The organism is Cupriavidus basilensis (genome assembly GCF_000876015.1).
GTDB classification, from domain to species: Bacteria; Pseudomonadota; Gammaproteobacteria; order Burkholderiales; family Burkholderiaceae; genus Cupriavidus; species Cupriavidus basilensis_B.
This window is the reverse complement of the sequence record NZ_BBQM01000011.1, coordinates 150,936-173,460: the sequence shown is the minus strand read 5'-3', so window position 1 is coordinate 173,460 and position 22,525 is coordinate 150,936. Positions and strand designations below refer to the sequence as shown.

Below are 22,525 nucleotides of genomic sequence, written 5' to 3'. Positions count from 1 at the left end.
GATGCCTCCCGCAGCTGCGAACACAGAACTTCGGATTTTAAGGGAAATCGCCCGGGGCTGCCGGGAGGGCGGCGATACCCGCACACCAAGCGCGGGATGCCGGGAAGGCGGGAGGCGGGAGAAAGGCGGGCCGCGCGGGCGGCATCGCGGGGAACACCGCATGCCCGCCGGCGGCGGGCATGCGTGGCGCGCAGGTCAGGCCGCGCGCGTGGCGACCGTGGCCTGGGCCAGCTTGAAGCGCTCGCGCACCGACTGCTCGATGCCCGGCGCGTCGAGCCCGCACTGCGAAAGCAGGAAGGCGGGATCGCCGTGGTCGATGAAGCGGTCGGGCAGCCCGAGCTGCAGCACCGGCACGGCGAGGCCGGCGGCGGCCAGCGCCTCGAGCACCGCGCTGCCGGCGCCGCCCATCACGCTGCCTTCCTCGACCGTGACCAGGTAGTCGTGCTCGTGCGCCAGCTTCTTGACCAGCTCAACGTCGAGCGGCTTGATGAAGCGCATGTTGGCCACCGAGGCGTCGAGCGCCTCGGCCGCGGCCAGCGCCGGGTGCAGCATCGAGCCGAACGCCAGGATGGCCACGCGCTGGCCGGCGCGCGCGCCGCTGGCGCGGCGCATCTCGCCCTTGCCCACCGGCAGCGCGGTCAGCGCCGCCTCGGTCGCCACGCCGGCGCCGGCGCCGCGCGGATAGCGCACGGCGGTCGGGCAGTCCTGCTGGAACGCGGTGGTCAGCAACTGGCGGCATTCGTTCTCGTCGGCCGGCGCCATCACCATCATGTTGGGGATGCAGCGCAGGAAGGCGATGTCGTAGGCGCCCGCGTGGGTGGCGCCGTCGGCGCCGACCAGGCCGGCGCGGTCGAGCGCGAACACCACCGGCAGGTTCTGCAGCGCCACGTCGTGGATCAGCTGGTCGTAGCCGCGCTGCAGGAACGTGGAATAGATCGCCACCACCGGCTTGAGGCCCTCGCAGGCCAGGCCGCCGGCGAACGTCACCGCGTGCTGCTCGGCGATGCCCACGTCGTAGTAGCGGTCCGGGAAGCGCTTCTCGAACTCCACCATGCCCGAGCCTTCGCGCATGGCCGGCGTCACGCCCACCAGGCGCGGGTCGGCCGCGGCCATGTCGCACAGCCAGTCGCCGAAGACCTGGGTGTAGGTCTTGCGCGCGGGCTTGGCCGACGGGCGGATTCCTTCGGCCGGGTTGAACTTGCCCGGGCCGTGGTACAGGATCGGGTCGGCCTCGGCCAGCTTGTAGCCCTGGCCCTTCTTGGTGACCACGTGCAGGAACTGCGGGCCGCCGCCTTCGAGCGCGCGCTTGCGGATGTTCTGCAGCGTCGGCACCAGCGATTCGAGGTCGTGCCCGTCGATCGGGCCGATGTAGTTGAAGCCGAACTCCTCGAACATGGTGGCCGGCACCATCATGCCCTTGGCATGTTCCTCGAAGCGCTTGGCGAATTCCAGCACCGGCGGCGCCACCGACAGCACGCGCTCGATGTGCTTCTTGGTCGAGGCGTAGAACTGGCCGCTCATCAGGCGCGCGAGGTGGCGGTTGAGCATGCCGACCGGGGGCGAGATCGACATGTCGTTGTCGTTGAGCACCACCAGCAGCGGCAGGTCCTTGTAGACGCCGGCGTTGTTCATGGCCTCGAAGGCCATGCCGGCGGTCATCGCGCCGTCGCCGATCACGGCGATCGACACGCGCTGCTCGCCCTGCGTGCGCGCGCCCAGCGCCATGCCGAGCGCGGCCGAGATCGAGGTGGACGAGTGCGCGGTGCCGAAGGTGTCGTATTCGCTTTCGGCGCGGCGCGGGAAGCCCGAGATGCCGCCCCACTGGCGCAGCGAGTGCATGCGGTCGCGCCGCCCGGTCAGGATCTTGTGCGGGTAGCTCTGGTGGCCCACGTCCCATACCACGCGGTCTTCCGGGGTATCGAACACATAGTGCAGGGCGATGGTCAGCTCGACCGTGCCGAGGTTGGACGACAGGTGGCCGCCGGTCTGGGACACGGATTCGAGCACGTAGGCGCGGAGTTCGTCGGCCAGCGTCTGGAGCTGGCGCCGGTCCAGCCTGCGAAGGGCGGCGGGGTCGTCTATGGTTTTAAGCAGTGCGTAGGTCATGATGTCCGTTCGGCGGCCGGATTCTTGTGCCCGGTTGTCGGTTTTCTACTTATCATTTCAGTTCGAGCGCAGCACGATCAGATCGGCCAGTTCGCCCAGGCGTTTGGCGCGCGCGCCGAACACCGCCAGCGCCTCGTGCGCCGTGGCGCGCAGTTTCGCGGCCAGCTCGCGGGCGGGCTCGAGGCCCATCAGCGAGACGTAGGTCGGCTTGTCGTTGGCGGCGTCCTTGCCGGCGGTCTTGCCCAGCGTGGCGGTATCCGCGGTCACGTCGAGGATATCGTCCACCACCTGGAACGCCAGCCCGACCGCCGCGGCATAGCGGTCGAGCGCGGCCAGGCCGGCCTCGTCCACGCTGCCGCAGCAGGCGCCCATGCGCACGCTGGCGCGCAGCAGGGCACCGGTCTTCATGCGGTGCATCGCCTCGAGTTCGTCGAGCGACATGGCCAGGCCGACGTGCTGCAGGTCGATGGCCTGCCCGCCGGCCATGCCGACCGAGCCCGAGGCCCGGGCCAGCTCCGCCACCAGGCGCATGCGCGCGGCGGCATCGAGCGAGGCCAGCGAGGCCGATTCGGCCAGCACCATGAACGCCTGGGTCTGCAGCGCGTCGCCCACCAGCAGCGCCGTCGCTTCATCATAAGCCTTGTGCACGGTGGGACGGCCGCGGCGCAGGTCGTCGTCGTCCATGCACGGCATGTCGTCATGCACCAGCGAGTACGCGTGGATCATCTCCACCGCGCAGGCCGCCGCATCGCAGGCCTCGGGTGCCGCGCCGGCCACTTCGCCGGCGGCATGCACCAGCAGCGGCCGCACGCGCTTGCCGCCGCCGAGCACAGCATACCGCATCGCGTCGTGCAGCCTGGCCGGCACGGCATCGACGGCCGGCAGCTCGGCTTCGAGGGCCTGTTCGGTGCGGGCGCCACGGGCGCGCATCCAGCCGGCGAAATCGCCCGCGTCGGGATTCTGCCTGGATTCGCTCATTCCTGCTCTCCCGGCACCGCGGCGGCTTCGGCGGGCGCGCTCTTGAGCACGTCGCCATCCAGCACCTTGACCTGCTGTTCCACGCGCTCCAGCGTCTGCTGGCAGTACTTCACCAGTTCCGCGCCGCGCTTGTACGCCGCCAGCGAATCTTCCAGCGGCAGCGCGCCGCCTTCCATGCTGGCCACCAGCGCCTCCAGTTCGGCCAGGGCGGCCTCGTAGGATGCTGGCGTCGCGGTGGCGGACCGCTGGTCGGCCGAGGCCGTTCCGGGCTGGGCCGGGGAGCTCGTAGTCTTTGGCATTGCGGGCAATGAATCTGGGGAAGCTGGGATTTTACGCCAAAGCGCGAGATTGGCCGCATCCATGCTCACGCTCGCGCGGCAGCGTTGCCGGAAAGTGACTTGTGCGCTTGGGTCGTCTTTCCGAATGCGCCCGGAACGGCACCTCCATGACGACCCGGGTCGACTTTTTCGCTAAAAAGGCAAAATAATCAGTCCCTTAACTTTTTGGCTCGGGTACAATCCGCGGTTCGTCAGCGCCATCTCACGCCGGGGCCGGGAAGCAGGTCCGGGCGCCGCTGACTGTCTTTCCCAAATCGATTTCTTTTCGATGGTTGGGTTGTTCACTGCTTTCGCCTGTCATAGGGAGTGGGGATAATGTCCAATCTCAGCACCGCGCTGAAACTGGTGCCGGCTGATTCGCAACTGCCCGTCAACGTCTACTTCGACGAGGCGCTGCATCAACAAGAACTGGAACTGCTGTTCAAGAAGGGCCCGGGCTACGTCGGCCATGAACTGATGGTCCCCGAAACGGGCGACTACCAGGCGCTCGCGGCCGAGGAAGAAGGCCGCATCCTGGTGCGCAACGCGGACGGGATCGAGCTCCTGTCCAACGTCTGCCGCCACCGGCAGGCCATCATGCTCAACGGCCGCGGCAACGCGCAGAACATCGTCTGCCCGCTGCACCGCTGGACCTACGACCTGAAGGGCGACCTGCTCGGCGCGCCGCACTTCGACAAGCAGCCGTGCGTGCACCTGAACCGCTCGCCGCTGCAGAACTGGAACGGGCTGCTGTTCGAGGGCGAGCGCGACGTGCGCGCCGACCTTGCGCGCCTGGGCGTGGCCCAGGACCTGAACTTCGACGGCTACATGCTCGACCACGTCGAGATCCACGAGTGCAACTACAACTGGAAGACCTTCATCGAGGTCTATCTGGAGGACTACCACGTCGTGCCGTTCCACCCCGGCCTGGGCAGCTTCGTCTCGTGCGACGACCTGAGCTGGGAGTTCGGCGACTGGCACAGCGTCCAGACCGTGGGCCTGCACGCCGGCCTGAAGCGGCCCGGCAGCCCGACGTACCAGAAATGGCACGACGCGGTGCTGCGCTTCAACAACGGCCAGCTGCCCAAGTACGGCGCGGTCTGGCTGACCTACTACCCCAACATCATGGTGGAGTGGTATCCGAACGTGCTGGTGGTGTCCACGCTGCATCCGCTCGGTCCGGACAAGACCCGCAACGTGGTGGAGTTCTACTACCCCGAGGAAATCGTGCTGTTCGAGCGCGAGTTCGTCGAGGCGGAGCGCGCCGCCTACATGGAAACCTGCATCGAGGACGACGAGATCGCCGAGCGCATGGATGCCGGCCGGCGCGCCCTGCTCAAGCGCGGCGTCAGCGAAACCGGCCCCTACCAGTCGCCGATGGAAGACGGCATGCAGCATTTCCACGAATGGTATCGCCGCGCCATGTCCTTCACCGGGTGAATTGCGGACCGGGGACCTGACGGCCGCGACTGCGGCCTGATGCGCAAAACCAACGGAACGGACCGCCCAGGCGGTCCGTTTTGCCTTTGTTGCAGTGCACTCGCGCTGCTACAATCTCCGCTTCCCGCGTGCGCCCGGCTGCGCCCGGCGTCTCGCCGCGCCGCGCGGGCCATTCGCCGCCGCGAAGCCTTTCGCGGGCATGGCCGCCCCGCCCCGGGGCCGGCCGGGCCCGTGCGCTGTCCATTCCTTCCCTGTCGCCCCGCCATGCAATCGCTCTGGATGCTGTTCGCCGCCTTCGCCTTTTCTCTGATGGGGGTGGGCGTCAAGCTGGCATCCGAGCTGTACACCACCGGCGAGATCGTGTTCTACCGCAGCGCGGTCAGCGTGGCCATCATGTGGGTGGTGCTGGCGGGCTCGGGCGTCTCGGTGCGCACGCCGCACATGGTCATGCACATCAAGCGCAGCCTGTTCGGCGTGACCGCGCTGCTGCTGTGGTTCACCTCGATCACGCTGCTGCCGCTGGCCACCGCGATGACGCTGAACTACATGTCGCCGGTGTGGATCGCGCTGATCCTGGGCGCCGGCGCGGCGCTGGCCGGCACGCGCGGGGCCGGCGCGGACCGCAAGCTGATCGGCGCCATCCTGATGTCGTTCGCCGGCGTGCTGTGCCTGCTGCAGCCGTCGGTCGGCAAGGACCAGCTCACCGGCGGCCTGATCGGGCTGATCTCGGGCATCTTCACCGCGCTGGCCTACGTGGAGGTGCGCCAGCTCGGGCAGCTGGGCGAGCCGGAAGGCCGCATCGTGTTCTATTTCTCGGCGGTGGGCATGGTGGTGGGCCTGGGCTGGATGCTGATCGGCGGCGTCCGCCCCCATAGCTGGCACGGCGCGGCGCTGCTGCTGGGCATCGGCATCCTCGCCACGCTGGGGCAGACCGCCATGACGCGCGCCTACAAGCGCGGCAACACGCTGCTCACGGCCAACCTGCAATACGCGGGCATCGTGTTCTCGAGCCTGTGGGGCATGCTGGTCTGGAGCGACAAGCTCAACTGGCTGTCGTGGCTGGGCATGGCGCTGATCATCGCCAGCGGCATCGCCACCACGCTGACGCGCGCGCGCGAGGACACCGCCGGCAGGCAGCCCACCAGCGCCACGCCGCTGCGCTCGCCCGAGGCGGAAGTCCATCCCGAGGTGTAGCATCGACCGTGGCGCGCCATGCCCCGCGCGCGGGCGCGCCCCTGTGCATTTCCAACCAGAGGCCATTCCATGTTCACCACCCTGATTTCCTGCCAGGACCTGCGCGCGCTGCGCGAAGGCAGCGGCCGCCACGGCGTCGTGATCGACTGCACCTTCGACCTGGCAAACCCGGCCGCCGGCCGCGAGGCTTACCACGCCGGCCACCTGCCGGGCGCGTTCTACCTGCACCTGGACAACGAGCTGTCCGGCGCCAAGACCGGCAGCAACGGCCGCCACCCGCTGCCCGACCCCGACACGCTGGCCGCGCGCCTGCGCGCGCTCGGCGTCGGCACCGGCAGCCAGGTGGTGGCCTACGATGCCCAGGGCGGCATGTTCGCGGCGCGCCTGTGGTGGCTGCTGCGCTGGCTGGGCCACGAGGCCGTGGCGGTGCTGGACGGCGGCAGGAATGCGTGGGTGGCGGCCGGCCTGCCGCTGGAAGCGGGCACCGCGCCCGAGCCGGAGACGCCCGGCGACTTCACGCGCAAGGCCTCGCTGGCGGCCACGGTGGATGCGGACCTGGTGCTCGCCAACCTGGACGCGCCGCGCCGGCTGGTGGTGGACGCGCGCGCGCCCGACCGCTTCCGCGGCGAGAACGAGACGCTGGATCCGGTCGGCGGGCACATTCCCGGCGCGGCCAACCGCTTCTTCAAGGACAACCTGCGGGCCGACGGCAGCTTCAAGCCGGCGGCCACGCTGCGCGAGGAATTCGCCCAGGTGCTGGGCGCCACCCCGGCCAGCGCGGCCATCATGCAGTGCGGCTCCGGCGTGACCGCCTGCCACAACCTGCTGGCGCTGGAAGTGGCGGGCCTGCGCGGCGCCGCCCTGTATCCGGGCTCCTGGAGCGAATGGTGCGCCGACCCGGCGCGGCCGGTGGCCAGCGGCGCCTAGCGCCCCGCGCGCGGCCCGCGCGGCTTACTTGCCGGCCGCCGCCGCGTGCGCGCGGCCGTGGCCGTGGCCTTCATGCACGCCGTTGGTGATGAAGAAGATGGCGCCGATCCCGGCCGCCACCAGCACCATCTGGATGATCGACTCGCGCCAGCGCGGCTTGCGCTGCATCTGCGGCATCAGGTCGCTCACGGCGATGTAGACGAAGCTGCTCGAGGCGATCACCAGCACGTAGGGAATCCAGCCGCTCATCTGGTCGAGCAGGTAGTACCCGACCAGCCCGCCGGCGATGGCCGCCAGGCTCGACAGCAGGTTGAAGGCGAACGCGCGCACCTTCGAGAAGCCCGCATTGAGCAGCACGATGAAGTCGCCCACTTCCTGCGGGATCTCGTGCGCGGCGATGGCCAGCGCCGTGACCAGGCCGATGTGCGGATCGGCCAGGAAGGCAGCGGCGATCACGATGCCGTCGGCGAAATTGTGGAAGGTGTCGCCGACCAGGATGGTCAGGCCGCTGCGCCCGGCTTCCTCGCGGTCGTGGCCGTGGTGGTGGTGGTGCCCGTCGCCCTCGTGGTGGTGCGAGTGGCGCAGCAGCGCGATCTTTTCCAGCAGGAAGAAGCCCAGCAGGCCGGCCAGCAGCGTGCCGAACAGCGCGCGCGGATCGGCGCCCGACTCGAACGCCTCCGGCAGCGAATGCAGCAGCGCGGTGGCCAGCAGCACCCCGACCGAGAAGCTCACCATGCGCTCCACCACGCGCGAGGCCACCGTCAGCGACAGCAGCGCCGCTCCGAAGATACTGCCCACCCCGGAGATGGTGGCGGCCAGCAGGATGTAGGCAAGGGTGGAATCGATGATGGGCTCCCGGGACCGGCGATGCGCCCCACGGGGAGCGGCACCGGCCTCAAACGCAACAGTGTTGCAAGAAACGAAGCCCGCATTGTACGTAGATTGGCGCCGACTTTGCAAATGCCGCGTCCGCCGGCCACCCCTGCGCGTGATTACGCGCAATTACATGCGATTACACGCCGTGCTGCCTGAACCACGCCAGGCAGCGCTGCCAGCCGTCCTTGGCGTCGGCGGCGACGTAGCTCGGCCGGTAGTCGGCGTTGAACGCATGGCCGGCATCCGGATACACCACAAACACGGACGCGCGGGCGTTGGCATTGTCCGCGGCGGCCAGCGCCGCCTTCATCCGCGCCACGTGCTCCTGCGTGATGCCGGTGTCCTTGGCGCCGTACAGGCCCAGCACCGGCACCTTGAGCTCGCCGGCCACGTCGACCGGGTTGCGCGGCTTGAGCGCGCTGGGCTCGCCCACGAGCTGGCCGTACCAGGCCACGGCGGCCTTGAGCTGCCGGTTGCGCGCGGCGTACAGCCAGGCGACGCGCCCGCCCCAGCAAAAGCCGGTGATGGCCAGCCGGCCGGCGTCGCCGCCATTGGCGAAGGCCCACGCCGCGGCGGCGTCGAGGTCGCCCAGCACCTGCGCGTCCGGCACCTTGGCGATCAACTGGGTCTGCAATTCCTGCAAGGTGCCGAAGCTGTTCGGGTCGCCCTGGCGCGCGAACAGCTCGGGCGCGATGGCCAGGTAGCCCAGCTTGGCGAAGCGCCGGCAGATGTCGGCGATATGCTCGTGCACGCCGAAAATCTCGCTCACCACCAGCACCACCGGCAGGTTGGTCTTGCCTTCGGGCTGGGCGCGGTAGGCCGGCATGTTGAAGCCGCTTGAGGCGATGGTGACTTCGCCGGCGGTGAGCCCGGCGAAGTCGGTCTTGATGGTCTGCGCCGACACCGGCAGGACAGCGGCGGCGAATGCCGAGCCCAGCGCGGTCTTGACGAACGCCCGGCGGTCGAAGGACTGTCCGGGTACGAGGCTTTCCACTTCAGGCTTCAGCATGAGGTCTCCTGCTTGGCGGGTTGGGGAGACCGATTCTAAGCAAACATGGCGTACCGCGCACGCCGGAGCCGCGCGCCCTGCCCCACCCTGCTCTCAACCCTCAGTGCAGCTTCACGCGCGGGCTGGTCTTGCTGCGCAGCCAGTGGGTCACGGTATCGAGCGCCATGCGCACGGCGCCGTGCAGCGCCAGCACGTGCATGCGGTACAGCGAGGTGTACATCACGCGCGCCATCAGCCCCTCGATGAACATCGAGCCGCCGATCAGCCCGCCCATCAGGCTGCCCACCGCGCTGAAATGCCCGAGCGACACCAGCGAGCCCAGGTCCTTGAACTGGAACGCCGGCAGCGGCTTGCCGGCCAGGCGCGCGCACAGCGCGCCGTAGAGGAAGGTGGCCTGCTGGTGCGCGGCCTGGGCGCGCGGCGGCACCGTGCCCTGCTTCTCCGGCCACGGGCAACTGGCGCAGTCGCCGAAGGCGAAGATGTCCGGATCGGTCTCGCTCTGCAGCGTGGGCCCCACCACGATCTGCCCCATGCGGCTGACCGGCAGGCCGAGCGTGGCCAGCACCGGCGGCGCGGTGATGCCGGCCGCCCACACCGTCAGGTCGGCGTCGATGCGCTTGCCGCTGGCGGTCAGCACCGCGTCCGTGGTGACCTCGGTGACGCGCTCGGCGGTGAAGACGTCGATGCCGAGCTTGTGCAGCAGCTTGGTGGTCTCGGTGGAGACGCGCTCGGACAGCGCCGGCAGGATGCGCGGGCCGGCCTCGATCACGTGGATGCGCACGTCGCGGCGCGGGTCGAGCTGGTGCAGGCCGTAGGCGCTCAGCACGTGCGCGGTGTTGCGCAGCTCCGCCGACAGTTCCACGCCAGTGGCGCCGGCGCCGATGATGGCCACGTCCACGCACGGCCGCCCGTCCGCGCCGACGCGCCCGCCGCCGTTCTGCGCGCGCACGCAGGCCGCGATCAGGCGGCGGCGGAAGCGTTCGGCCTGCGCCACGGTGTCGAGCGCGATGGCGTTGGCGGCGGCGCCCGGCACGCCGAAGAAATGCGTGACGCAGCCGATCGCCAGCACCAGCGTGTCGTAGGGCAGCTCGCGCGCGGGCAGCAGCTCCATGCCGTCGAGGTCGACGCAGGCGGCCACCGAGATGGTCTTGCGGGCGCGGTCGATGCCGGTCAGCTCGCCCTGCTGGAACTCGAAGTCGTGCCAGCGCGCCTGCGCCACGTATTCGAGCTGGTGGGTGTTGGGGTCCATGCTGCCGGCGGCGACTTCATGCAGCAGCGGCTTCCAGATGTGGGTCGGCGAGCGGTCCACCAGCACCACCTGCGCGGCCCCGCTCTTGCCGAGCTTATCGCCCAGCCGCGTGACCAGTTCCAGCCCGCCCGCGCCACCGCCGACCACGATGATGCGATGCGCCCTTGCCTCTGTACTCATGATCTACCCAGTGTCGTCGATAGGCTTGTTGCCCGGCCGGCGCGCGCGGACCGGCCGGGCCTTGGCGCCAGTCTGCTGCACGGCAGCAGGACTGGCAAGCCGCCATTCACCGATTCAGCGGTCGCTTCAATCGAAACCGGATGCAGGCACGGCGGCGCGCGTGGGCGGGCCCGGCGCTCAGTGCGCTTCTTCCCAGTTGCTGCCGCTGCCCACTTCGGCCACCAGCGGCACGCGCAGCTTCGCCACGTTGCACATCAGCTCCGGCAGCCTGACCTTGACCAGCGCCAGCTCCGCCTCGGGGACTTCCAGCACCAGTTCGTCGTGCACCTGCATGATCTGGCGCGTGCCGAGCCGGTCCGCCTCGAGCCAGTCCTGCACGGCGATCATCGACAGCTTGATGAGGTCGGCCGCGGTGCCCTGCATCGGCGCGTTGATGGCCGCGCGCTCGGCGCCCTGGCGGCGCGGGCCGTTGCCGCCGTTGATGTCCGGCAGCCACAGGCGGCGGCCGAACACGGTCTCGACGAAACCCTGCTCGCGCGCGGTCTGGCGCGTCTCTTCCATGTAGTGCGCCACGCCCGGATAGCGCATGAAATAGCGGTCGATGTAGTGCCGCGCGGCCTCGCGCTCGATGCCGAGGTTGCTGGCCAGGCCGAACGCGCTCATGCCGTAGATCAGGCCGAAGTTGATGACCTTGGCGTAGCGGCGCTGCTCGCTGCTGACCGCGGCCGGGTCCACGCCGAAGATTTCCGCGGCGGTGGCGCGGTGCACGTCCGCGCCTTCGGCGAACGCGCGCGTCAGGTTCTCGTCGCCCGAGATATGGGCCATGATGCGCAGCTCGATCTGCGAGTAGTCGGCCGAGACGATCACGTTGCCGGGGCCGGCGATGAACGCCTCGCGGATGCGGCGGCCTTCCTCGGTGCGCACCGGGATGTTCTGCAGGTTGGGATCGGTCGAGGCCAGGCGCCCCGTCACCGCGGTAGCCTGCCCGTAGCTGGTGTGCACGCGCCCGGTGGCCGCGTTGACCATCTTGGGCAGCTTGTCGGTATAGGTGGACTTGAGCTTGGACAGGCCGCGGTAGTCCAGCAGCAGCTTGGGCAGCGGATAGTCCTCGGCCAGCTTCTGCAGCACCTCTTCGTCGGTGGAGGGCGCGCCGCTGGCGGTCTTCTTGACCACCGGCAGCTTCATCTGGCCGAACAGGATCTCGCCGATCTGCTTGGGCGAGCCGAGGTTGAACGGCTGGCCGGCCGCGTCGTAGGCGGCCTGCTCGAGCTCCAGCATGCGCTGGCCGAGCTGCGCGCTCTGCGCGGCCAGGCGCCCGGCGTCGATCAGCACGCCGTTGCGCTCGATCTTCTGCAGCACCACCGAGACCGGCATCTCGATCTTCTCGTAGACGTAGAGCAGCTTGTCCAGCGCCTCGAGCTGCGGGTACATGTTGCGGTGCAGGCGCAGCGTGACGTCGGCATCCTCGGCGGCGTACTCGGTGGCGCGCGCGATGTCGATCTGGTCGAAGCAGATCTGGTTCACGCCCTTGCCGCACACTTCCTCGTAGGTGATGGTCTTGAGGCCGAGCAGGCGCTCGGCCAGGCTGTCCATGCCGTGGTTGCGGTGCGAGGCCAGCACGTAGCTCTGCAGCATGGTGTCGTGCGCGACGCCGCGCAGCGCCACGCCGTGGTTGGCGAACACGTGCACGTCGTACTTGAGATGCTGGCCGAGCTTGGCGCGCGACGGGTCTTCGAGCCACGCGCGCATGCGCCCGAGCACGAACTCGCGCGACAACTGGCCGCGCCCTTCCAGGCCCACCACGTCGGGGCCGGCGTGGGCCACCGGGATATAGACCGCCTCGCCCGGCTCGATCGACATCGAGATGCCGACCATCTGCGCCTGCATCGGGTCGAGCGAAGTGGTCTCGGTGTCGATGGCCACCAGCGGCGCGGCTTCCACGCGGCGCATGAATGCTTCCAGCTCGGCCTCGGTGGTGATGGCTTCGTAGCGGATCTGCGCCGGCGCGGCATCGAACAGCCCGCCCTGGGCCGGGCCGGCGGCCGGGCCATTCCCCTGCGCGCTACCCTGCGGCAGCGGCTCGCCGGCGCGCGCGCGCGCCTGGGCGCGCGGATCGGGCAGGCTCTCGCCGGTGGCTTCGCGCAGCCAGGTCTTGAAGCCATAGCGCGAGAAGAACTCGACCAGCTTCTCCCTGTCCTCGCCGGCGTCCTTGAGATGGTGGAAATCGCCCAGCGCGGCCGTCAGGTCGCAGTCGGTCTTGACCGTCACCAGCTCGCGCGCCCTGGGCAGCCACGCCAGCGTGTTGCGCAGGTTCTCGCCGACCACGCCCTTGATGCCGGCGGCATTGGCCATGATGTCGTCGAGCGTGCCGTATTCGGTCAGCCACTTGACCGCGGTCTTGGGCCCCACCTTGGGCACGCCGGGCACGTTGTCCACCGCGTCGCCGATCAGCGAGAGATAGTCGACGATGCGCTGCGGCGGCACGCCGAACTTGGCCACCACGCCGGGCGGGTCGAGCACCTCGCCGCTCATGGTGTTGACCAGCGTGACATGCTCGTCCACCAGTTGCGCGAGGTCCTTGTCGCCGGTGGAGACCACCGTGCGCATGCCCTCGGCGGTGGCCTGGCGCGCCAGCGTGCCGATCACGTCGTCGGCCTCCACGCCGTCCACCACCACGATGGGCCAGCCCAGCGCGCGCACCGCGTCGTGGATCGGCTCGATCTGCCTGGCCAGATCCTCGGGCATCGAGGGGCGATGCTCCTTGTAGGCGGGGTAGAGATCGTCGCGGAAGGTCTTGCCCTTGGCGTCGAACACGCAGGCGCTATACTCTGCCGGAAAATCGTTGCGCAGCTTGCGCAGCATATTGATCATGCCGTAGATTGCCCCTGTGGGCAGCCCCTCCGCGTTCCTCAGGTCCGGCAGGGCGTGATACGCGCGATACAAATAGCTCGACCCATCGACGAGCAAGAGTGTTTTTGGACTATCCGACATTCCCATGGACTCAAAATTGACTGGTGCCGCCGCAGGCGGTGCGAACGCCGCTCCCCGCTCGGACGCGGCAGGCGCCGCCGAACCGGCCGCGGCACTCAAGCAGGCCGCGCAGGGCAGCATGACCACCGCGGCCGATATGGATGTGAACGTGACGGTCAGCGCCGCTGCCGAGGGCCCCGGAGATACGTCCCCCGCCGCCGGCATCCGCGCCAACCCGCGCAAGATGATTCCCAGCCTGCGCGCGCTGGCCGACGAAGACCGCGCCACCGCAAAGAAAGCACGCGCTTCGTGGCAAATGTTCACGATTATGGCAGAGTTCATCGAGGCGACCGAGTACCTCTCGGAGATCCGCCCGGCGGTGTCGATCTACGGCAGCGCGCGCCTGCGCGAGGATTCGCCGTACTACCAGCGCACCATCGAGATCGCGCGCCTGTTCTCGGACGCCGGCTTCGCCGTGATCTCGGGCGGCGGCCCCGGCATCATGGAGGCCGCCAACAAGGGCGCCCACGCCGGCAAGTCGGCCAGCGTCGGCCTGAACATCGAGCTGCCGCACGAACAGCAGGGCAATCCGTACCAGGACATCGCCATGCGCTTTCGCCACTTCTTCACGCGCAAGGTCACTTTCGTCAAGAACTCGGACGCCTTCATCGTGATGCCGGGCGGCTTCGGCACGCTCGACGAACTCGCCGAGGTGCTGACCCTGGTGCAGACCGGCAAGTCGCGCGCGGTGCCGGTGGTGCTGTTCGGCAGCCGCTTCTGGAAGGGCCTGCTCGACTGGTTCCGCTTCACGCTGCTGCCGATGGGCCTGATCGCCGAGCACGACCTCGACCTGATGAAGATCGTCGACGAGCCGCATGAAGTGCTCGAAGCGGTATATGAATACTACGAGCAGCGCGGCGGCGACAACCCGATCCCGCCCAAGGAGGAGATGTTCTACCTGTAGTGCCGCCTGTCATGCCGCCGGCCGTGCCACGGGCAGGCCGGCGCGCGCCCCCGGGTGCCCGGCGGATCACCGCGGGAGCCCGGCGCGGGCAGGAATTGCTAGAATGGAAGCCTGATCCACTGCCAAAGCCCGGCGCCGCCGGGCTGCAGCGCCATTCGCGATGCAGCATGCCCGATTGCTGGATCGCACAGGAGCCCTGAATGACCTCCCCCTCCCTCCTGGCCGCCGCGAGCGCGGGCGCGCCGGAGCAGCCGTTCCCGGCATCCGCCCGGATGCTGGCCGCCGCCGTCCTGCTGGCGCTCGGCGTGCCGTTCGCGGCGCTGGCGCAACAAGGCACCGAACAGGTCGGCGGCGCGCTGACCCAGCAAGAGCTCAACGAGATCAACAACAGCCCGATCGCCCCGCCGGCCAAGACGCAGCTCAACCAGCCGCGCGAGCCGAGCTTCCAGCTCAACGAGCCGGACGGCACGCAGATCCGGGAGTACCGCAACAAAGGCCAGGCCACGGACATCGAGGTCAAGTCCGGGGTCGGCACCAAGTACCAGATGAGCAAGCCGGAGGACAGCTCGCCGAAGATCCGCGACCGCGAAATGAACCGCGTGCCGTCGGTCAACGTGCTGCAGTTCTGAGCCATGCGCGGGCCGGATGGCGCAATCCGGCCCGTGCGCGGGGCCTCCGGGCCATGACGCCGGCATGCGGCCGCGGGCGCTTGCGCCCGGAGACGCGTCCGGCTACCGCTTTTCCGATTTCCCACGACCCCGCCAGGCCAGCGCGGCGGGGCCGCGCCGGCAACATCCGGCATCCACGCCGCGGCGATGCGCAAGCGTTTGCGCGCGCCGCCATCCGTTTCGATTCACACAAAGAGTATGGCCGTATTCACCACGGTCTCGCCGGACGAGATCGCCAGTTGGCTCCTTGACTACGACCTGGGCGAAATGCGCGAATTGCGCGGCATCGCCTCGGGCATCGAGAACAGCAATTTCTTCCTGACCACGGAGCGGGAGGATGGCACGCACGAGTACGTGCTGACCATCTTCGAGCGGCTGACCTTCGCGCAGCTGCCGTATTACCTGCACCTGATGGCCCACCTGGCCGGGCACGGCATCCGCGTGCCGGCGCCGGTGCCGGGCCGCGACGGCGAGATCCTGCGCGCGCTCAAGGGCAAGCCGGCCACCATCGTCACGCGCCTGCCGGGCAGCTCGCAGCTCGCGCCCGCGGCCGGGCACTGCGCCGAGGTCGGCGACATGCTCGCGCGCATGCACCTGGCCGGCCAGAGCTATCCGCGCCAGCAGCCCAACCTGCGCAGCCTGCCGTGGTGGCAGCAGACCGAGGCCGAGATCCTGCCGTTCCTCGATGCCGGCCAGCGCGCGCTGCTGCAGCAGGAACTGGCGCACCAGGCCGCCTTCTTCCACGGCGCCGACTACGCCGCGCTGCCGGGCGGCCCCTGCCACTGCGACCTGTTCCGCGACAACGCCCTGTTCGAGACCGACGGGCACGGCCACGACAAGCTCGGCGGCTTCTTCGACTTCTACTTCGCCGGCAACGACAAGTGGCTGTTCGACCTGGCCGTCACCGTCAACGACTGGTGCATCGACCTGGCCAGCGGCGCGCTCGACGACACGCGCGCCCGCGCGCTGCTGCGGGCCTATCATGCGGTAAGGCCGCTGGGTGCGGTCGAGGCGGCACGCTGGCGCGACATGCTGCGCGCCGGCGCGCTGCGTTTCTGGGTCTCGCGCCTGTGGGACTTCTACCTCCCGCGCGAGGCCGACATGCTGCAGCCGCACGACCCGACCCATTTCGAACGCATCCTGCGCCGGCGCATCGAAGCCGCCGCGCTGCCCTGGACCTGAGCATCATGCAATTACTGGAAGTTTCCGCCAAGGAAGGTTATGTCTGGTTCCGCCAGGGCGTCTGGCTGTTCCGCAAGAACCCGCTCGCCTTCCTGATGCTGCTGTTCATCTACCTGATCGCCGCGCAACTGGCCGTGTTCGTGCCGCTGATCGGCATCATCGCGCTGCTGGTGATCACCCCCGGGCTGTCGGTCGGCATCATGACCGCCTGCCGCGAGGTGATCCAGAACAAGCGGGTGCTGCCCACCGTGCTGCTGGCGGGATTCCGCGCCAACGGCAAGCTGGCCAGCCGCAACCTGCTGGTGCTCGGCGGCATCTACGCCGCGCTGGTGTTCGTGCTGAGCCTGATCGCCGGCAGCCTGGTGGACATCAGCACGCTGGTGCCGATCCTGCTCAAGGAGGAAGCGCCCTCGCCCGACGCCGTGCGCCAGCTCTATTTCGCGCTGATGATCGGCGCCGCGCTGTACACACCGATCGCCATGATGTTCTGGTTCGCCCCGCTGCTGACCGCTTGGCACAACGTGCCGCCGGTCAAGGCGCTGTTCTTCAGCTGGACCGCGTGCTGGCGCAACCGCGGCGCCTTCCTGGCCTACGCGGTGGTGTTCGCGGTGCTGCTGGTGGCGATTCCGTTCTTCCTCGAGGCGCTGTTCGGCGCGCTCGGCGCCGAGACCCTGCTCTCGTTCCTGGTCACGCCGTACTCGCTGCTGATGCTGGCGATCATGTACTGCTCGTTCTACGCGACCTACCGCGGCTGCTTCAACGTGGTACCGGAAAACCCGGCCGGCAGCCTCGACACCGCGGCATGACGGCGCGCCTTCAGTCGATCGGATCCAGCTTCGCCACCGACAGCGCCAGCCACTTGGCGCCGTGGCGCTTGAACTCGATGTTGGCGCGCGCATCGGCGCCGTCGCCCTCGAGCGCCTTGATGACACCCTCGCCGAACTTGTTGTGGAACACGCTCTGGCCGATGCGCAGGCCGGAGCCGGCCTCGCGCTTGGCGTCGGCGTAGCCGTTGCCGGTATCCATGCCGCCGGTGGGCTTGGTGCCCGAGTAGGGCACGTCCTCGGGCTTCTTGAACCAGTCGCGGCCCCAGCCGCTTTCGCTCTGCTGGCGCCGCTGCGCGCCGTAGGACGGCGCCTGCGGCTGCAGCCACTTGAGCGCTTCCTCGGGCAGCTCCTCGAAGAAGCGCGAGCGCACGTGATAGCGCATCTGCCCGTGCAGCACGCGGCTCTGCGCGAACGACAGGTAGAGCCGCTCGCGCGCGCGCGTGATGGCCACGTACATCAGGCGGCGCTCTTCCTCCAGCCCGTCGGCCTCGTTGGCGCTGTTCTCGTGCGGGAACAGGCCCTCCTCCAGCCCGGTGATGAACACCGCGTTGAACTCCAGCCCCTTGGCCGCGTGCACGGTCATCATCTGCACCGCGTCCTGGCCGGCCTGCGCCTGGTTGTCGCCGGCCTCGAGCGAGGCGTGGGTCAGGAAGGCCACCAGCGGCGTCATCACCACCGGCAGCGCCTCGGGGTCCAGCACCTGCTGCGCCTGGTCGCCGTCGGCCAGCGCCGGCGCTGCCGGCGCGCCGTCGCGCCCGACCGGGATCGCGCTGGCCAGCGCGTCCAGGCCGTAGCCTTCCTCCATCACGAAGGCCTGCGCCGCCGTCACCAGTTCCTGCAGGTTCTCGATGCGGTCCTGGCCTTCCTTCTCGCCGCGGTAATACTCGATCAGGCCGCTGGTGTTGGTCACGTACTCGACCGTCTCCGGCAGCGTCAGGCGGCGCGTCTCGGCGTGCATCTTCTCGATCAGCCGCACGAAGGCGCCGAGCGTGCTGCCGGCCTTGCCGGGCACGTAGGCCACCGCCTCGGCCAGCGAGCAGTCGTACTGGCGCGCGGCGTCCTGCAGCGCCTCCAGCGAGCGCGCGCCGATGCCGCGCGCGGGGAAGTTCACCACGCGCCCGAAGGCGGCGTCGTTGCGCGGGTTCTCCAGCAGTTGCAGGTAGGCCAGCGCGTGCTTGACTTCGGCGCGCTCGAAGAAGCGCAGGCCGCCGTACACGCGGTACGGGATGCCCGACGAGAACAGCGCGTGCTCGATCACGCGCGACTGCGCGTTGCTGCGGTAGAGGATGGCGATCTCCGCGCGGCTCATGCCCTGCGCCACCAGGTCGCGGATCTCCTCCACCATCCAGGCTGCTTCCTGGCCGTCCGAGCCCGCCTGGAACACCCGCACCGGCTCGCCGTGGCCGGCGTCGGTGCGCAGGTTCTTGCCCAGGCGGCGCGCGTTGTGCGCGATCAGGTGGTTGGCCGAATCGAGGATGTGGCCGTGCGAGCGGTAGTTCTGCTCGAGCTTGATCATGTGGCGCACGCGGAATTCATGCTCGAAGTCGCGCATGTTGCCGACGTTGGCGCCGCGGAACGCATAGATGCTCTGGTCGTCGTCGCCGACCGCGAACACCGCGGCCGGGTTGGGCGTGCCGAAGCCGGCCAGCAGCTTGAGCCAGCGGTACTGCAGCACGTTGGTGTCCTGGAACTCGTCCACCAGGACGTGGCGGAAGCGGTGCTGGTAATGCTGGCGGATGGCGTCGTGGTAGCGCAGCAGCTCGTAGCAGCGCAGCAGCAGCTCGGCGAAGTCGACCACGCCTTCGCGCTGGCACTGCTGGTCGTAGGCGGCGTAGAGGTCGACGAAGCGGCGGTTGAAGTCGTCGTTGGCCTCCACGTCGGCCGGGCGCAGGCCCTGCTCCTTGGCGTTGTTGATGAAGTACTGCAGGCTCTTGGGCGGGTACTTCTCGTCGTCCACGTTGAGCGACTTGAGCAGGCGCTTGAGCGCCGAGAGCTGGTCCTGGCTGTCGAGGATGGCGAAGGTCTGCGGCAGCCCGGCGTCGCGGAAATGCGCGCGCAGCATGCGGTTGCACAGGCCGTGGAAGGTGCCGATCCACATGCCGCGCGTGTTGATCGGCAGCATCGCGGTGAGCCGCGCGGTCATCTCCTTGGCGGCCTTGTTGGTGAACGTCACCGCCAGCAGGCCGGCCGGCGACACGCGCCCGTTCTGGATCAGCCAGGCGATGCGCGTGGTCAGCACGCGGGTCTTGCCGCTGCCCGCGCCCGCCAGGATCAGTGCCGGTTCGTCAGGCAGGGTGACGGCGGCAAGTTGTTCGGCGTTGAGATTGGCAAGCAGATCGGACATCGGGAGGCCTTGTGGAATGCCGGGAATTATACCGGGGCGCCTCCATCGCCCGTGCCCACGGCCCGGCGTGGTCCGGCGCCGGCCCGCGCGGGGCCGCAGACATGGCCGCCGGGCCATGTGATCCCCTCGCAGGAAGTATCCGGAAATCCACCCGGCGCGCGCGGACGGCGGCAAAATGGCGCCCGGATTGCGCAGGCATCATGGCCCGGTGCCCGCGGATCGCGCCCGGATCGGCGTCCCGGCTCGCCCCGGGGACGGCGCGGAACCGGCCTGCGCGGGGTCTTTTCCCGCGCAGGCATCCCGCCTCCCCTATAATTTGACGTTTTCCCCGGCGCGTTTGCCCCGCCCGCCTGGGCCGCAGAATCCGACGCAATCATCGACACCCCGAGCATGACCGCCCAAGACCAGTCCCTTGCCAAGAGCTTCGAACCCGCCGCCATTGAGGCCAAGTGGGGCCCAGAGTGGGAGAAGCGCGGCATCGCGAAGCCGACCCTAGACTCGGACCGCCCCGATTTCTGCATCCAGCTGCCGCCGCCCAATGTGACCGGCACGCTGCACATGGGCCATGCCTTCAACCAGACCATCATGGACGGCCTGGCCCGCCACGCGCGCATGTCCGGCGCCAACACGCTGTGGGTGCCCGGCACCGACCACGCCGGCATCGCCACCCAGATCGTGGTGGAGCGCCAGCTCGAGTCCCAGGGCGTCTCGCGCCACGAGCTCGGCCGCGAGAAGTTCACCGAGAAGGTGTGGGCCTGGAAGGAAGAGTCCGGCTCGACCATCACGCGCCAGATCCGCCGCATGGGCGCCTCGATCGACTGGAGCCACGAATATTTCACGATGTCGCCGGAGATGTCGAAGGCGGTCACCGAAGTGTTCGTGCGCCTGTACGAGCAGGGCCTGATCTACCGCGGCAAGCGCCTGGTCAACTGGGACCCGGTGCTGGGCACCGCGGTGTCCGACCTGGAAGTGGAGAACGTCGAGGAAGAAGGCTCGATGTGGCATATCCGCTATCCGCTCACCGAAGCCGACGGCGTGCGCGGCCTGACCCACCTGACCGTGGCCACCACCCGCCCGGAAACCATGCTGGGCGACGTCGCCGTGATGGTGCACCCGGAAGACGAGCGCTATGCGCACCTGATCGGCAAGTCGGTGCGCCTGCCGCTGACCGGCCGCGACATCCCGGTCATCGCCGACGACTACGTCGACCGCGAGTTCGGCACCGGCGTGGTCAAGGTCACGCCGGGCCACGACTTCAACGACTACGCGGTGGGCCAGCGCCACGGCCTGCCGCAGCTGTCCATCCTCACGCTCGACGCCAGGATCGTCGCCGACGCGCCGGCGGCCTACGCCGGGCTGGACCGCTTCGACGCGCGCAAGCGCATCGTCGACGACCTCGACGCGCAGGGCCTGCTGGCCGAGGTCAGGAAGCACAAGCTGATGACGCCGCGCAGCGAGCGCACCGGCAGCGCCATCGAGCCGATGCTGACCGACCAGTGGTTCGTCGCCATGAGCAAGCCGGCGCCCGAAGGCACCTTCTACCCGGGCCGCTCGATCGCCGAGGTGGCGCTCGAGGCCGTGCGCGGCGGCGAGATCAAGCTGATCCCGGAGAACTGGAACAGCACCTACAACCAGTGGCTGGAGAACATCCAGGACTGGTGCATCTCGCGCCAGCTCTGGTGGGGCCACCAGATCCCGGCCTGGTACGACGACAGCGGCAAGTGCTTCGTCGCGCGCACCGAGGAAGACGCGCGCGCGCAGGCCGCGGCCGCCGGCAGCACCGGCGCGCTGCGCCGCGAGGACGACGTGCTCGACACCTGGTTCTCGTCCGCGCTGGTCCCGTTCTCGTCGCTCGGCTGGCCCGCCGAGACGCCCGAACTGCAGCATTTCCTGCCGTCGTCGGCACTTGTCACCGGCTACGACATCATCTTCTTCTGGGTGGCGCGCATGGTCATGATGACCAAGCACTTCACCGGCAAGGTGCCTTTCCACACCGTTTATGTGCACGGCCTGGTGCGCGACTCGGAAGGCAAGAAGATGAGCAAGTCCGAGGGCAACACGCTCGACCCGGTGGACCTGATCGACGGCATCGAGCTCGAGCCGCTGCTCAAGAAGCGCACCACCGGCCTGCGCCGCCCCAAGGACGCGCCCAAGATCGAGAAGAAGACCCGCAAGGAATTCCCCGACGGCATTCCCGCCTTCGGCGCGGACGCGCTGCGCTTCACCTTCGCCTCGCTGGCCACGCTGGGCCGCAACATCAATTTCGACACCGGCCGCTGCGAAGGCTACCGCAACTTCTGCAACAAGCTGTGGAACGCCACCCGCTTCGTGCTGATGAACACCGAAGGCCATGACTGCGGCATGGGCCCGTGCAACAACGACTGCGGCCCGGACGGCTACCTGGACTTCTCCCAGGCCGACCGCTGGATCGTGTCGCTGCTGCAGCGCGTGGAGGGCGAAGTGGAAAAGGGCTTCGCCGAATACCGCTTCGACAATATCGCCAGCGCCATCTACAAGTTCGTGTGGGACGAATACTGCGACTGGTACCTCGAACTGGCCAAGGTGCAGATCCAGAACGGCACGCCGGCGCAGCAGCGCGCCACGCGCCGCACGCTGCTGCGCGTGCTGGAGACGGTGCTGCGCCTGGCCCATCCGATCATCCCCTTCATCACCGAGGAACTGTGGCAGAAGGTGGCCCCGCTCGCCGGCCGCGCCAGGGGCGACGGCAGCGAGACGCTGGCGCTGCAGGCCTACCCGCTGCCGGCCGTGGCCAAGATCGACGAGGCCGCCGAGCAATGGACCGCGCAGCTCAAGGCGGTGGTCGACGCCTGCCGCAACCTGCGCGGCGAGATGAACATCTCGCCGGCCCAGCGCATCCCGCTCTACGCGCAGGGCGACAGCGCCTTCCTGGCCTCGGCCCAGGCCTATGTGCAGGCGCTGGCGAAACTTTCCGAGGTGAAGGTATTCGAAGACGAGAACGCCCTGATGACGGAAGGCGCCGGCGCGCCGGTGGCCATCGTCGGCGGTAATCGCCTGCTGCTGAAGATCGAGATCGACGTGGCCGCCGAGCGCGCGCGCCTGTCCAAGGAAATAGAGCGCCTCAGCGCCGAGATCGGCAAGTGCCGCGGCAAGCTTTCCAACGAAAGCTTCGTCGCCAAGGCACCGCCGGCCGTGGTCGCGCAGGAAACCCAGCGTCTGTCCGATTTCGAACAGACACTGGGCAAGCTCCAGGATCAACTGGGGCGTCTGCCGGCATGAGCTTTGCGTCACCAGCAGGGTTGTCTACACCGAAAC

At 69.0% G+C, this 22,525-nt stretch carries 16 protein-coding genes; 8 read left to right on the top strand and 8 right to left on the bottom strand.

Annotated elements, in window-relative coordinates; translation table 11 throughout:
* Positions 1-195: 195 nt before the first annotated feature.
* The 3 genes from dxs to KF708C_RS07060 are packed head-to-tail and all read right to left on the bottom strand — an operon-like array spanning position 196 to position 3,383.
* Entirely contained in the window at positions 196-2,106 is a 1,911-nt protein-coding gene (dxs, locus tag KF708C_RS07070) for a 1-deoxy-D-xylulose-5-phosphate synthase (protein ID WP_020200883.1), read from the bottom strand.
* A 57-nt stretch (positions 2,107-2,163) separates the two neighbouring features.
* Entirely contained in the window at positions 2,164-3,084 is a 921-nt protein-coding gene (locus KF708C_RS07065) for a polyprenyl synthetase family protein (protein ID WP_059411301.1), read from the bottom strand.
* The gene (locus KF708C_RS07060) at positions 3,081-3,383 is read right to left on the bottom strand and encodes an exodeoxyribonuclease VII small subunit (protein ID WP_020423639.1); all 303 of its coding nucleotides are present in this window, start codon (positions 3,381-3,383) and stop codon (positions 3,081-3,083) included. The genes KF708C_RS07065 and KF708C_RS07060 overlap by 4 nt, the downstream gene beginning before the upstream one ends.
* A 354-nt stretch (positions 3,384-3,737) precedes the next feature.
* On the opposite strand from KF708C_RS07060, the gene KF708C_RS07055 reads away from it, so the two are divergent.
* From KF708C_RS07055 to KF708C_RS07045, 3 genes are all read left to right on the top strand, one after another.
* Complete coding sequence (locus KF708C_RS07055; RefSeq protein WP_020200886.1) at positions 3,738-4,841, top strand: aromatic ring-hydroxylating oxygenase subunit alpha; 1,104 nt, start codon at positions 3,738-3,740, stop codon at positions 4,839-4,841.
* Between the two features lie 264 nt (positions 4,842-5,105).
* Positions 5,106-6,035, top strand: a complete 930-nt coding sequence (locus KF708C_RS07050; RefSeq protein WP_059411300.1) for a DMT family transporter — start codon at positions 5,106-5,108, stop codon at positions 6,033-6,035.
* Between the two features lie 69 nt (positions 6,036-6,104).
* Positions 6,105-6,962, top strand: a complete 858-nt coding sequence (locus KF708C_RS07045; protein ID WP_059411299.1) for a sulfurtransferase — start codon at positions 6,105-6,107, stop codon at positions 6,960-6,962.
* A 24-nt stretch (positions 6,963-6,986) separates the two neighbouring features.
* On the opposite strand, the gene KF708C_RS07040 is transcribed toward KF708C_RS07045, so the two are convergent.
* The 4 genes from KF708C_RS07040 to polA all read right to left on the bottom strand — a co-directional run bounded on the left by KF708C_RS07040 (position 6,987) and on the right by polA (position 13,267).
* On the bottom strand, positions 6,987-7,769 hold the full coding sequence (locus tag KF708C_RS07040; RefSeq protein ID WP_369796860.1) for a ZIP family metal transporter: 783 nt from the start codon (positions 7,767-7,769) through the stop codon (positions 6,987-6,989).
* A gap of 205 nt (positions 7,770-7,974) precedes the next feature.
* On the bottom strand, positions 7,975-8,847 hold the full coding sequence (locus KF708C_RS07035; protein ID WP_020200890.1) for a dienelactone hydrolase family protein: 873 nt from the start codon (positions 8,845-8,847) through the stop codon (positions 7,975-7,977).
* A 100-nt stretch (positions 8,848-8,947) separates the two neighbouring features.
* The gene (locus KF708C_RS07030) at positions 8,948-10,276 is read right to left on the bottom strand and encodes an NAD(P)/FAD-dependent oxidoreductase (protein ID WP_029043167.1); all 1,329 of its coding nucleotides are present in this window, start codon (positions 10,274-10,276) and stop codon (positions 8,948-8,950) included.
* A 177-nt stretch (positions 10,277-10,453) separates the two neighbouring features.
* Complete coding sequence (gene polA / locus KF708C_RS07025) at positions 10,454-13,267, bottom strand: DNA polymerase I (RefSeq protein ID WP_059411298.1); 2,814 nt, start codon at positions 13,265-13,267, stop codon at positions 10,454-10,456.
* Between the two features lie 4 nt (positions 13,268-13,271).
* Here polA and KF708C_RS07020 point away from each other — a divergent pair, with 4 nt between their 5' ends.
* The 4 genes from KF708C_RS07020 (at position 13,272) to KF708C_RS07005 (ending at position 16,866) form a co-directional block, all read left to right on the top strand.
* Entirely contained in the window at positions 13,272-14,210 is a 939-nt protein-coding gene (locus KF708C_RS07020) for a TIGR00730 family Rossman fold protein (protein WP_081651299.1), read from the top strand.
* A 200-nt stretch (positions 14,211-14,410) separates the two neighbouring features.
* Positions 14,411-14,839: a DUF2782 domain-containing protein gene (locus tag KF708C_RS07015; RefSeq protein ID WP_029043170.1), complete on the top strand. Its 429-nt coding sequence runs from the start codon at positions 14,411-14,413 to the stop codon at positions 14,837-14,839.
* Positions 14,840-15,076: 237 nt separating this feature from the next.
* Positions 15,077-16,060, top strand: coding sequence for a homoserine kinase (locus KF708C_RS07010; RefSeq protein WP_020200895.1), 984 nt, complete (start codon positions 15,077-15,079; stop codon positions 16,058-16,060).
* A 5-nt stretch (positions 16,061-16,065) separates the two neighbouring features.
* Positions 16,066-16,866 (top strand): BPSS1780 family membrane protein, encoded by an 801-nt coding sequence (locus KF708C_RS07005; protein ID WP_020200896.1) that lies wholly within the window; start codon positions 16,066-16,068, stop codon positions 16,864-16,866.
* Between the two features lie 10 nt (positions 16,867-16,876).
* Here the strand turns inward: KF708C_RS07005 and KF708C_RS07000 are convergent, their stop codons facing one another.
* Positions 16,877-19,231 (bottom strand): UvrD-helicase domain-containing protein, encoded by a 2,355-nt coding sequence (locus KF708C_RS07000; RefSeq protein ID WP_020200897.1) that lies wholly within the window; start codon positions 19,229-19,231, stop codon positions 16,877-16,879.
* Positions 19,232-19,621: 390 nt separating this feature from the next.
* On the opposite strand from KF708C_RS07000, the gene KF708C_RS06995 reads away from it, so the two are divergent.
* Positions 19,622-22,489 (top strand): valine--tRNA ligase, encoded by a 2,868-nt coding sequence (locus KF708C_RS06995; RefSeq protein ID WP_059411297.1) that lies wholly within the window; start codon positions 19,622-19,624, stop codon positions 22,487-22,489.
* Positions 22,490-22,525: the final 36 nt, after the last annotated feature.